This window comes from Aquabacter sp. (assembly GCF_965279295.1).
Classification (GTDB): Bacteria; Pseudomonadota; Alphaproteobacteria; order Rhizobiales; family Xanthobacteraceae; genus Aquabacter.
This window is the reverse complement of sequence record NZ_CBDIHQ010000015.1, coordinates 150,757-162,649: the sequence shown is the minus strand read 5'-3', so window position 1 is coordinate 162,649 and position 11,893 is coordinate 150,757. Positions and strand designations below refer to the sequence as shown.

Below are 11,893 nucleotides of genomic sequence, written 5' to 3'. Positions count from 1 at the left end.
CAATCCGATGCCGAATATCGAAGCCTTTCAGAAGCTTGCCAACAAGGAGTACGAGCTGGTTCTCATGCGCGTGGCCCAAGCATTCACCCCTTGGAACGTGGGCGACCTGGCGGGCTTTCCGCCGGACGCTGCCCTGGACGCCTTCAACAAGGGTTTCGCCGTCCCTTGCGACCAGGACGGCAACGAAATCAAGTTCAAAGCTCCCAAGCCAGCAGCCGTCGAGCCGAAGTCTCCCGACGGCACCATCGTCGCGATCCCCGACGCCTGGGAGAAGCTGCACCACCTCCAGCGAGTGAAGCTCGCGAAGGAGTTGGGTGGCGTCGACATCACCACCAAGGAGCAGGCTGATGTCTTCATCCAAGCCGAAGTCGAACGTCGAGCCGCCGGAGCCGGCGAGAAGCCCGCCGTTTGAGGTAGCCACAGCCGCCGGGAAGGCCGTCCAGCCTCGCTCCGCCGGCACCTATGAGGACAAGGCGCTGCGCCCTGCGCGTGGCGGCTACACCACCAAGGGATGACCATGGACCTGCGCCGAACCTCCAATCCGCTGACCATCAAGCAGAAGCTTGAGGTGGTTTCGCTGGCGGACGCTCGGCAGCAGGCCCGTGTCTCCCACGGCGTCGAAGACGGCCTCTTTCAGGGTTATATCGAGACCGCCTTCGACTTTCTCTCCGGCCAGGGTGGATGGCTGAACGGCTACCACCTCCTGGAGGAGACGTTCTCCTATTACGTGCCGTCATGGTCGCCGGTCTGCATCCATGCACTCTCCAGCTCATTCCGGCGCTTCGAGCTGCCCGCACGGCCCTTCGGCGGGGTCATCTCATTCGAATGGCTTCAGCCTGACGGCAGCTATCTTGAGGTGGCGCCGTCCCTGTTCGCGGTCACATCGCCCGATGGTGAGTACGCCGCCATTTCCCGCGTCGGCACCGGACGCTGGCCCTATACCGGCGTCGGATCTCCCCTCGCCTATCGCGTCACCTTCAAGGCTGGGCACGCAACGCCGGCCCTCGTGCCTGCGCCGCTGAAGCAAGCGATCAAGCTGCTGGTGACCGAGTTCTATGAGAACCGGAGCGCCTCGGTGGACGCCGTTCGACCGGAGGCGCTCTATGGCCTGAAGGCCCTCGCCGGCCGGTACAAGTTCGCAAAGGACCATTCCTGATGGTCGCCGCGGGCAAGCTCGATCGGCTGGTGACATTCTTCCAGCGCGCGCCCCTTCCCACCACGCCCGGCGTCCCGCGTGGTGGCTTCATGCCCATGAGCCCCGCCATTTGGGCGGGTTATGAGGAGCGCCCGTCGTTCCGCATTGCCATCGGCGACTTCCACGTCAACGTGCCGTCGGGTTTGCTGACGCTGCGCGATGATCCGTTCTCCCGGGCGATCAGGCGGTCGCACCAGGTCGAGATCGATGGCTTCCGCTTCACAGTTCGCGCGGTCGGGCTCCCCCAGCGCAAGGACGCCAGCATCACCTTCGAGGTGATCGGCGCCGAGAGCCTCGATCTCTACGCCAGCTATATCGACGCCGAAGGCGAGATGGTGGTGATCCGCCGGCTGGGAACGCCGCAGCTCAACGCCAGCGTCCGGGCGCACGTCACCGGCTACAAGCCGAAGGAGTTGGTCGCCGGCATGCGCCAGGGCGATCGGCAGATCCTGCTGCTGGCGGCCGACGTCGAGGCTGCAGGGTGGTCTCCGCCGCTCAACCAGACCGACCGCGTTGTGGTTCGGGGTGATCAGCTCACCATGCGCTCGCTCGACGACAGCACCCACCGGTTCGCCGGTGTGCTGCTCGCCTACGAGACCGTGGCGGGCGGCTGATGTTCCCCGCCAATTGTGCTCTCGCCGCCCTCGCAGCGGCGGCTTGTGGCTGCTCGGTTCACACGATGCGCAACCGCAGCGGTCGGGTTCACGTCTTCTGGCGGACCCGCGCGGGTCAGGCCTTCGAGTTCTACCGCAAGGGCGCCAGCCGCTGGCCGTACTGGCGCCTCGCGCTCTACTTCGGCGAGATCCGGCGGGCACCCGCGTTGGACGCAGCGTCTGCCAAAGAGGCCTCGTTCTGATGGCGAAGCGCCCCAGCAAGTTCATGACCTTCGCGAAGGACATTCAGCTCGCCACGGCGGGCCTGGAGCCTAAGGCGATCGGGCCAGAGCTCGCACGGTTCGCGAAGACCGAGCGTGACGGCTTCATCCGCAGGGGTGAGGCGTCCGGCATCTATGAGACCTACGTCAACGGCGTCCGCGGCGCGGCCGAGGAGAGCGTCAGCGCGCCGGGTCCGATCCTTTATGTGTTCTCATATTGGGAACCCATCCTTGCCTTTGCGCGCCAATATCTCGCCAAGCGGAGCCCCCGGCTCTCCGGTGATTATGTGGATTCCCAGGTCGTGATGATCGGTGGTCAGATCATCGCCACGGGCGCGCCGATCGCCGCCGATGAGGAGGTCATGCTCCTCGCCACGGTGCCGTATGCGCGCAAGATCGAGATGGGGCACATGCAAATGAGCGTGCCCCGGTTCATCATTTACGACACGGCGATGGAGGTCGCGACCCGGTTCGGCGGCAACAAGGGGCCGCTCCAGGTCGGTGTGCGTCAGGTCGAGATTCCCAACGGCTACGTGCTCAAGGGCGTCTTCCGGCGCGGCTTCCGCAAGCACGCCCGCCGGGATCTGAAGAAGGACACCCGTGCCGGCGCGCGGATGACCTATCCCGCCATCGTCATGAGCATGAAGGGTTTGTGATGGCTTCCCCCGATGCCTTCGAGCCGGTCGAGGACTTCCTCAAGTCCGTCTGGAACGTCAGCCCGCTCGTGTTCGAGAACGAAAAGCCGGCGTCGTCCACCAACGGTGAAACCTTTGTCCTGGTGGAGATGTTTGGGCGCGTCTTCGATCTCGCGTCGATCGGCGGCGGCAGCTCCGAGGGCAACCTCTGGCGCGAGGAAGGTGCCCTCTGGCTGCACATCATGATGCCAGCCTGGGACGGAACCCGGGTCGGCCGCCGGCACGCATGGCAGCTGACGAAGCTGTTCCTGTCCCAGCCCATTGAGGGAATTGAATTCCGCCAAGCCTCGGTCGGCATGGGCGATGCGGTCGAAACCGACGGCAGCTATGCCCGACTGAGCGTGAGCATCGAATGGAAGCGCGACGAGTGAGCGCGCGAGAAAAGAGGACCGAAGTCATGAAATACGTCGTCGCCAAGCCGTTCAATTCCCACACGCAGCGGTTCGCGGTGGGTGCGCCCGTGCTCGACACGGATGATCTGACGCCATTCGATCGCGAAGGCCTCCGCGACCGCGGCTTCATTGCGCCGGAGGTGGCCGCCGTTGCCGAGCCCGCGCCGGAGCCGGTGGAGACCCTGCCGCAGGCGGTCCCTGAGCCGCCTCCCCGCACCAAACGCCCCGCCTGAACCCTGACTTCCCCCACCTGGGCCCGCTTCGGCGGGCCTTTTCTTTTTCCGGCCACCCGGCCTCGTTCTGATGGAGCCCTCTCATGACTGAGAGCAATCGCCTTCGCATGTCATGGGTCGATCAGACCGACCCACAGGTGATCCCCACCACCCCTCGCATGCGCATCGTGCGCATCACCGGGGAATCCCTGGTGTTCAAGCCCACGTTCACCTCCTCGGAGGAGCTGCGCGATGACCGCATGCGCCCCGATGCGATCAAGGTCGGCGAGGAGAACAACGGCGGCATCAACACGGAATGGTCGTTCCCGGTTGACCTGAGCCCGAGCTCCAGCATGCTCGCCTCGCTCTTGGCCAATTCCTGGGCGAACACGCCCGTCCGCGACAATGACGGGGTGGCCGATTCCGTCATCACCGGCATCACGGCTTCGACGGGCGTCATCACGGTTCTGACGGGAGCCGCCTTCGTCCTGGGCCACCTGGTGCGCACCACCGGTTTCGGCACCGCCGGCAACAACGGGCTGTTCCGGATCACCACCGGCTCGGCCACGGTCCCGGCGGTCGGCGCAGGCCTCCTCACGGATGATGCCATCCCCGCCGCCGCCGCCCGCCTGAAGGTGGTGGGCTTCCAGGGAGCCTCCGGCGACCTGGTTGCGGTGGCTGACGGCATCACATCGACCGTGCTCGATTTCACGACGCTCGGGATCGTGCCCGGCATGTGGCTGAAGCCCGGCGGCACCGGCGCCGCCTTCCGCTTCGCCACCGAGGCGAACAACCGCTTCGTGCGCGTCGCGGCGGTGGTCGCCAACAAGATCACCCTCGACAACCTGCCGGGGTCCTGGGCCGGTGATGCCGGCACGGGCAAGACCCTCCGCGTCTTCTTCGGCGATCAGATCAAGAACGGGGTGACGAAGAAGTATGGCGCGATCGAGCGCGGCTTCATGGGGCAGACCGTCCCCTCCTACGTCAGCCAGTGGGGCATGGTGGCGAACCAGGGCGTGTTCGGAATCTCCACCGGGGAGAAGGTCACCGCCAATTACACATTCATGGGGGTGGGCGGGGCGATTAGCACCACATCCCTCGACACGGTCCCTGATCTGGCGACCACCAACCCGATCATGGCCGCGTCGGTCAATGTCGGCCGCGTCAGCGAGAACGGCGCGCCTGCGGCAGGGCCGAACTTCCTCAAGGCGATCCAGATCACGGTCAACAACAACGGCCGCAACAAGGATGCGCTGCGCGACGACGGGAAGTTCGGGCCGGTGGACATCAACCTCGGGGATTGCGAGGTCACGGTGCAGATGGACACCTATTTCGGGTCCGCCTCGCAGTATCAAGCCTATCTCGCCGGCACGCCCACCAACGCTGCCTGCGCGGTGGTGAAAGCCAGTCAGGCGACCATCTTCGCCCTGCCCCGGCTCACCCGCACCGACGGCGCGCCCAACGCTGGCGGGAAGAACCAGGACGTGATGCTGCCGTTTCAGGCGGAGGCGAACCGAGACCCGCTCACCAACGCCCACATCCTGCTGGACCGGCTGGAATATTACGAGGACTGAGGGTCAGCGGGCCCTTTGATAGGCAGCGTCCGCGCTTCCTGAGCGTGCAAGCGTCTCACGGGCTACGCCCTTGATCTGGCAGTCCATGAAGAGGTCGTTCCGGTTCGGGAATTCCCTTCTGCACTCCGCCTCCAGCCTTTTTAGGAAAGCTTCCTTGGTCTCGGCGCCGCAGCCTCCCACGAGGAGGGCTGCGGTTATGCCAATGGTCGTCAACTTGAAGCGCGCCAACGCGATCTCCCCCTTATTAACTCCGGGCAGATTAGCAGCACACTTCATGATTGAGGAGGTCAGAGTCTGAGCGTTGATTTTACGCCGGGCTGTAACGCCAGCACGCGGCGAAGCGGCCCTTTCGACAGGGCTGAATTCTGAACATGGGGCCGCCGCGAGGCGGCCTTTTTCGTTGAAGGAGCAGGAAAATCATGTCGGTCAAGTTGTCCAGCATTGCCGCGAACCTTGAAGCTGAGCGAGATGGCGAAGAAATCGCGAGCGTTCTCTACCCCAATGTCAAATACACCGTGCGGTCGATCCTGTTCGGGCCTTATGAGACCGCCCGCGATCTCTCGCTTCAGACGCTGTTCAAGAAATTCGGCGACCAGCCGATCCCTCGGAACGCCCAGATCGCCGACCAGGGGCGTTTGATGGCGGAACACATCCTTCTGGGATGGTCCGGCTTCGACACCCCCTATTCGCGTGAGGCAGCTCTCGAAACCCTTACCGATCCGGCCTATCGCGAGTTCGTTGCGGACGTCGAACTGGCCGCTCGCAAGGTCGGCAAGCGCAATCTCGAATTCGTGGAAGCTCTCGTAAAAAACTGAGAGCCGCTCTGCGTCATGGGTTGGAAGACGGGGGTCGCAATGACTGGATCTCCCGTCTCCGCGCCGAAGATCCAGACGCAGCAGCGGCCTTCCCCGAGCCAGAGCCCGTCCCGGCCGAGCTCTCGCGGCCATTCTACCAGCTCTACTGGCGGGCATGGGCGGCTATCCGCCACGACCGTCAGTACGGAGCCTTCAGCGGTGAAAGCCGCATCTCCTACTCGGTAATCCGCCAGTACGCGGCCGACCACCACATCTCCGGCGACGACTTTCAGACCTTCATCGCCGCAATGCGCGGGATCGATGAGGAGTGGCTGGTCCAGGTCGCCTCCCGCCAGAAATCCGGAACCAAAACCCCATGACCGTACAGCTTTCCAGCCTGCGCGTGACGGCCGACATGGATGTGTCGCCGTACACGCGGGCTATGGCTGAGAAGGTTGCGGCGGACCGGCAGGGCGCCACGTCGAGTACCGCAGTCGGGACCGCGCTGGCGAATGTTGACGCCCAGGCGGAGAAGACCGCATCCGGCGTGAAGCGGCTGAGCGGGAGCCTTATTGAGGGCTATAAGTCCGGCTCCACATTTGAGAAGACCATTCGGGATGTCGGCCGCGCGGTTGACACCGGAATGAACCTCGATCGGGCGCAGCTGCTTTTGGATGCTGCGTATCGCAAGTTTGGGCTGGTGGCCGACGCGGCGCAGCTGGCGAAACAGGGTTTCGTCTCGATCGGCCCTGTGATCCAGGAGCTCACGGCACACTACAACGCGCAGGCGGCAGCCCAGGAGAAGGCGGCTACTGCGACCCGGCTGCATGCCGATGCTCAGCAAACCCTTAAACAGCGTCTGGCGGACGCGGCGGCAGGTAACGCGCGTGCGTCGTCGTTCCAGTCGGGCATTAATTCCTCGCTCGGAGTGAAAGACGACTTCGGTGGTGCCGGCCGTGGGCAGGACATCACGGCCTTCGCCGCGGAATATGACCGCTACGTCCAGGGCCTGGTGAAGGTCCGCGATGCAGAAGAGGATCTTGCCCGCTCTCGCGCCCGCAATGCGCAGGCCCAGATCAACGGCGCGCTCTCTGTGCGTGACAGCTTCGACACGGAGCGCCGGTCCGCCGATATCGAGGCATTCGCCCGCAATTACGACGACTATTCCAAGTCCTTGCTGCGCGCCCGGCGGGAGGAGGAGGCGCTGGCGCGAACACGCGCCTCCGCAGCTCAGTCCCAGATCAATGACCGCCTGGGCGTCCGCACCGATTTCAACACGCAAAAGCGTGGCGAGGATATCGCTGCCTTTGGGGCTTCACTCGATCAGGGCCGAGCGCGTCGAGACCCCGTCTGGGCTGCCACGAAGGAATACAATGCGGCGATCGACGAGATCAACGCAAAGTGGAAGACTTGGGGGATAACCGAAGAGCACCGTGATGGCCTGACCAAGCGTGCCGAGATCACACTTAAGCAGACCACGCAGTCGCTTAAGAACAACAGCGCAGCGGTTGGCTTGAACGCGAACCAGTGGACCAACCTCGGCTATCAGGTGAACGACGTTGGGACGATGCTGCTTAGCGGCTCCAGCCCGATGCAGGTTCTGGCGACGCAAGGTGGCCAGATTTATCAGGTCCTCTCCGACGCGGAGGGCGGCGTTGGCGGCGCGCTAAAGTCCATCGGACTGCGCCTTCTTGGTCTAGTCACGCCAGCTGTGGTAGCCGGGAGCGCTCTCCTCGCGATCGGCGTGGCCGGCGTCACCGCCTACAACTCCTGGCGCAACGGCCAGCGCGAAATCACGATGGCGCTCTCCGGTATCGGACGGGCGTCGGGGTCGACCGCTGAAAGCATCAACGCGATCTCTTTTGCCGCCGCTGGCGTTAGCCAGGGAACGGTGGGCGAGGCGCGCACAATGGCGAACGCCTTGGCAGCGACCGGTCGTATTGGCGACGAGATGGCCCAGAAGCTCGTCATGGCCGGGAAGGACATCGCGCGCACATTCGGAACGGACGCAGCCGGCGCCGCTGCCATCCTGGCACAGTCGTTCTCTGATCCCGCTCGGGGCGTAGAGCAGCTGAATGCGCGTCTGGGCGCTTTCAGCGCGGCGACGATCCGCAATGTCCAAAGCCTGACGGCTCAGAACCGCACGATTGAGGCCCAACAGGTCCTCTATGATGGCGTGAAGTCCAGCCTCGTCAACGGCGCGGAACTGACGTCTGGCTGGGGTCGGATGTGGGATTCCGCAGCGTCTTCTGCTTCTCGTTACTGGGCCGCCGCCGGGAAGGCGATCGATAAGCAGTGGGGCACGGGTGGCACCAATCAGGATCAGCTTGAGGCCGCAGAGCGTCGGCTTGCCGAACTTCAAACCATAGCCAGTCGGCGCACTCCGACGGTCAATCAGAACCTTGGAACCACTGCCGAGATCGAGCGCGCCCGCGCCGAGGTCGAGCGCCTTCGCGATGCGATGGCCGACGCCGCCACCAAGTCAGCCGACATAAAGGCCAATCTCGATTCTATCAAAGCGATGGGCGAGATCCGGGTTGTTCTGCCCGAGCCCGACGCCCTCAGGGCGCTTCAGGATCGTGCCAAGTTCCTCGCGACGTTGGCGGAAGACCCTGTTGCTATCACGAAGTCGGGGTTTTCTACGGCGCAGGTGAAAGTGGCCGCAGAGCGCGCCGCCGAGCTCGCAAAGTCCTACAAGACCCCGCAGGAAGCCGCCATTGCCCAGGCTGAACTGGCAAACAAGGCTATTACCGCGAGGTCGGCTGCGGAGCGTGCATCCATCGCGATGCAGCAGAAGGCGCTTGAGCTCAATAATGCGGCCCTCTTGCCTGCCGAGAAGCAGGCCCAGATCCAGCTCGCTTACAACAACGCGCTGAAGGAGGGCAATTTCCAGCTCTCCGAGGCCGGGCGCATGCGCCTCCTCTCGATCCAGGATGCGATCGGCGGGACGCAGGCGGAAATCGACGGAATCGGCAGGACCGCGCGCGAAGCCGAGCTGCTGCGCCTGAACTGGCAGACCTACGCCGATCTCCGGCGTGAGGCGGCCCAGAACAACACCGCGATTGACCAAGCCCAGGTTGCGCGTCTCCAGCAGGAGAATGCCCTGCTGGTCGCGCGGAAGGAGCTGCTGGCCAAGCGCGCGTTGGAGGACGATCTCGGCTTCCAGGGTCGCCAACTCGGCCGGACGGACGTTGAGCAGCGCGTTGCCGGCACCCTCCGGTCCTCGGGCCTCGGTGAGGATCTGGACGGCCCGACCGCCGGGCTCATCCGGATGAACGAGCAGCTCGCAATGACGAAGCAGCTCACCAGCGACTTCGGATCGAGCTTCGTCTCCTCGATGATGGGCGGTGCGTCAGCGGTCCAGTCGCTCAATTCTGCGCTTGGCAGCATGGCCAGCAAGTTGGCGAACCTCGTCGCGGACCAGGCCACGACGTCCTTCTTCAACGCATCGAAGTCCTTCATCACCCCTCTCCTCTCCGGGTTCTTCGGTGGCGGCGGAACGCCGTTGGGAATGGGTGGGATTGGCGCGAGGGCGGCCGGTGGCATCATCCAGGGCCCGGGCACCGGCACGTCCGACAGCATCCTCTCACGGGTGTCGAACGGCGAATTCGTCGTCAATGCACACGCGACCTCTCGCAATCGCGGCGTCCTGGAAATGATCAATTCCGGCAACAGCTGGAGCCTCCCCGGCTTCGCTGACGGGGGGATGGTCGGTGGGCCGCAAAGCAGCGGCATGGTTGGCGGCCAGGCGGTGAACGTGAACGTCTACCCGGTCGAGGGCACCTCCGCTGAGGTCCAGAAGAAGCGGAACGGCGACGGGAGCCTCTCGATCGACGTGATCATGAAGCACGTCGACGCCCACATAGCGTCCAGCGTCGAAGGCCGCGGATCTGTCGCGAGGAAGCTGGAAGGAACCTATGGCCTGAAGAGGAAACTACGCTGATGGCGATCCCCTCCTGGCCTCTCACGGTCGAATACCGGCCGATCACCAAATCCTGGGGCGGCACGCCATATCGCGCGCCGTTGGCCACGGACATGGAGGGTGGGAACACCCGCCAGCGCAGCCGCCCGGGCGACGACGTCGGGACCTACACATGGTCGCAGGATCTGTCTGCCGCCGAGACGGCGACGTTCGACAACTTCGTCACCACCACCTTGGTCGGCGGGGCCTTGAGCTTTTACATGCCGGTCAAGCTGCCGGGTGGATATCGCACCCGGCTGGTTCAGATCATCTCCGGGCCGCCGAAATACAGCCAGCTTGAGGGCGGGCGCTGGAACGTCAGCTTTACCCTCGAAGTCTCCCCGGCTGTGCTGACGCCGGCTATGCCGGTGATCACCGCCGTCGAGCCCCGCGTCACCGGTACGTCCACGGCCAGCGCCCTCATCGAGGTCAACTTCGGGACGATCATCCGCACCACGACGGCGTCCGCCGGCGGGGCGTGGTCTGTGGCGGTCCCTTACCTTGAGGATGGTGCCTACCCGATCCAGGCGCGCCAGACGGTGGGCGGCATCGCCAGCCCCTGGTGCGTGCCGATCGAGATCGTGATGCCGAACGCAATGATGCGGTCGCTCCGCGCGATGCTGCCCGCGACAGAGCCAAGCGGAATTGTCTACGACCTCATCAACGACGCGGCGATGGTCAAGGCACCGGCCGCGCCGTCCTCGCAGAATCTCGGGCGGGTAACCGATGTGACGCCGCTTGTCCGCGCGACATCCGCAACCCGCATCAATGCTTCCGGGGTCTTGGAGACCGTCGCCGCGAACGCTCTCCGCTTCGACTATGACCCCGTCACGCTCGCACCCCGTGGGGCTTTGATCGAGGTAGGCAGCACCAATCTTATCCGAAACAACATGATGTCGGGCGGCGTTGCCGGGACGCCGGGCGTAATGCCAACGTATATGAGTACATTTACGCCTATATCCGGCCTAAGTCGGCAACTTAGCTTCGGTACCTACCAGGGTATCGAGTGTATGAATATCCGGGTTTTCGGCACCGCAGCTACCGCCGACTACTACAGCATCACTCTTGATGGCAACCCGGCGCCGGCCGTTACAGGCGACACATACACTATATCCAATTGGCTGGCTCTTGTCGGCGGGTCTCTCACCAACGTCACGGCAATATTCCAAGTCATTAGCGAGCAAAACGGCGCTGGAACGTGGCTTGAGCAGTCGGTCGGCGAGCAGGTGTACACCATCAACAGTACACTGAAGCGTGTTCACACGACGCGGACGATGTCGCAGCCAACGGTGGCAGGGTCGAATGGGTATTACGCCCTGTATTTGACCCCAGGTCCCGTCGATTTCACCCTTCGCATCGGGTTACCGCAGTTCCAAAAGCGAGATGTTCCAGACTCGGTAATTCGCACGAATGGAGCAATCGCCAGCCGCTACACAGACGACTTGCAGTACTTGCTTCCAGCGGCCTTCCAGCAGGGCCAAGGCACTCTGATGGTAGAGGCTTCGCAGCCATTCACGGCGCCAACTGCGTTTCCTGGCGCGGCGTCTCTCGTTGGCACGGGAGATAATCTGCTTGGCTTCTATCGGTACTCGGCATCGGGCGCGATCTATGCCGCTGGCCGCATTGCTAGCACCGGCGTCGGAATTGGTATCGGTGGAATCCCTGCTGCAAATGCAGTGTGGCGCGGGGCAATGACATGGGCCGACGGCAGCCAAGCCTATTCCTATAACGGTGGGGCAGTGATGACTTCTGCCCTGAGCACGATGCCGACCCTCATTAATCTTGTGATCGGCAAATTCGACGGACTTTGGGACGGACACATCCGGAAACTCATCTACATCCCGCGCCGAATTCCAAACTCTCAACTTCCGGGACTTGGCGCATGATCGACATCCGTTTGCGGTTTGCTGATCAAACCGAATACGAGGCCATTTTTGCTGACGTTGGCTGGCCCACACGCGGGCGGGAGGGCGAGCTTGTCGCTTATCCTTCCGGCGATGGATGGGCCGCTGTCATTGGCATCCCTGTGGTCGCCACAGCCGGCACCTTCGACCCTTCCTCCGGCACCAGCACACCCCCGCTGTGGGCGCCCGGGTTCCACGTTGACGTGCGCCTCACCGTCGGCGGCGCCCCTGAGCCGCTGTGGCCATTCATGGTCGCGCCCGCTTGGCCGGCCCACACCTTCTTCTAAGGGTT

The 11,893-nt window shown here is 63.9% G+C and carries 14 protein-coding genes; 13 read left to right on the top strand and 1 reads right to left on the bottom strand.

All coding sequences use genetic code 11. The features are described 5' to 3' along the window. The first annotated feature begins 7 nt into the window (after window positions 1-7). From ADADO0_RS11265 to ADADO0_RS11230, 8 genes are all read left to right on the top strand, one after another. Complete coding sequence (locus ADADO0_RS11265) at window positions 8-412, top strand: hypothetical protein (protein ID WP_511305236.1); 405 nt, start codon at window positions 8-10, stop codon at window positions 410-412. 105 nt (window positions 413-517) lie between these two features. Continuing rightward, window positions 518-1,156: a head-tail connector protein gene (locus ADADO0_RS11260; RefSeq protein ID WP_511305235.1), complete on the top strand. Its 639-nt coding sequence runs from the start codon at window positions 518-520 to the stop codon at window positions 1,154-1,156. Window positions 1,157-1,185: 29 nt separating this feature from the next. Next, entirely contained in the window at window positions 1,186-1,809 is a 624-nt protein-coding gene (locus ADADO0_RS11255) for a hypothetical protein (RefSeq protein ID WP_511305234.1), read from the top strand. After that, window positions 1,809-2,051: a hypothetical protein gene (locus tag ADADO0_RS11250; protein ID WP_511305233.1), complete on the top strand. Its 243-nt coding sequence runs from the start codon at window positions 1,809-1,811 to the stop codon at window positions 2,049-2,051. Before ADADO0_RS11255 ends, ADADO0_RS11250 begins: the two co-directional genes overlap by 1 nt. Further along, window positions 2,051-2,725 (top strand): hypothetical protein, encoded by a 675-nt coding sequence (locus tag ADADO0_RS11245; RefSeq protein ID WP_511305232.1) that lies wholly within the window; start codon window positions 2,051-2,053, stop codon window positions 2,723-2,725. Before ADADO0_RS11250 ends, ADADO0_RS11245 begins: the two co-directional genes overlap by 1 nt. Further along, a complete protein-coding gene (locus tag ADADO0_RS11240; RefSeq protein ID WP_511305231.1) occupies window positions 2,725-3,135 on the top strand; it encodes a hypothetical protein in 411 nt (136 codons plus the stop codon). Before ADADO0_RS11245 ends, ADADO0_RS11240 begins: the two co-directional genes overlap by 1 nt. A 26-nt stretch (window positions 3,136-3,161) precedes the next feature. Next, entirely contained in the window at window positions 3,162-3,389 is a 228-nt protein-coding gene (locus tag ADADO0_RS11235; RefSeq protein ID WP_511305230.1) for a hypothetical protein, read from the top strand. 83 nt (window positions 3,390-3,472) lie between these two features. Next, window positions 3,473-4,942 carry a phage tail tube protein gene (locus ADADO0_RS11230; RefSeq protein WP_511305229.1) on the top strand — a complete coding sequence of 490 codons (1,470 nt, stop codon included), beginning with the start codon at window positions 3,473-3,475 and terminating at the stop codon, window positions 4,940-4,942. Window positions 4,943-4,945: 3 nt separating this feature from the next. Here the strand turns inward: ADADO0_RS11230 and ADADO0_RS11225 are convergent, their stop codons facing one another. Further along, window positions 4,946-5,170 carry a hypothetical protein gene (locus ADADO0_RS11225; RefSeq protein WP_511305228.1) on the bottom strand — a complete coding sequence of 75 codons (225 nt, stop codon included), beginning with the start codon at window positions 5,168-5,170 and terminating at the stop codon, window positions 4,946-4,948. A 191-nt stretch (window positions 5,171-5,361) separates the two neighbouring features. Here ADADO0_RS11225 and ADADO0_RS11220 point away from each other — a divergent pair, with 191 nt between their 5' ends. Genes ADADO0_RS11220 through ADADO0_RS11200 form a run of 5 tightly spaced genes read left to right on the top strand, consistent with a single transcriptional unit; the run spans window position 5,362 to window position 11,888 of the window. Continuing rightward, complete coding sequence (locus ADADO0_RS11220) at window positions 5,362-5,757, top strand: hypothetical protein (protein ID WP_511305227.1); 396 nt, start codon at window positions 5,362-5,364, stop codon at window positions 5,755-5,757. A gap of 20 nt (window positions 5,758-5,777) precedes the next feature. After that, a complete protein-coding gene (locus ADADO0_RS11215; protein ID WP_511305226.1) occupies window positions 5,778-6,116 on the top strand; it encodes a phage tail assembly chaperone in 339 nt (112 codons plus the stop codon). After that, window positions 6,113-9,679 (top strand): phage tail length tape measure family protein, encoded by a 3,567-nt coding sequence (locus ADADO0_RS11210; RefSeq protein WP_511305225.1) that lies wholly within the window; start codon window positions 6,113-6,115, stop codon window positions 9,677-9,679. The genes ADADO0_RS11215 and ADADO0_RS11210 overlap by 4 nt, the downstream gene beginning before the upstream one ends. Then, entirely contained in the window at window positions 9,679-11,583 is a 1,905-nt protein-coding gene (locus ADADO0_RS11205; RefSeq protein WP_511305224.1) for a hypothetical protein, read from the top strand. Before ADADO0_RS11210 ends, ADADO0_RS11205 begins: the two co-directional genes overlap by 1 nt. Beyond that, a complete protein-coding gene (locus ADADO0_RS11200; protein WP_511305223.1) occupies window positions 11,580-11,888 on the top strand; it encodes a hypothetical protein in 309 nt (102 codons plus the stop codon). Before ADADO0_RS11205 ends, ADADO0_RS11200 begins: the two co-directional genes overlap by 4 nt. Window positions 11,889-11,893 lie beyond the last annotated feature (5 nt).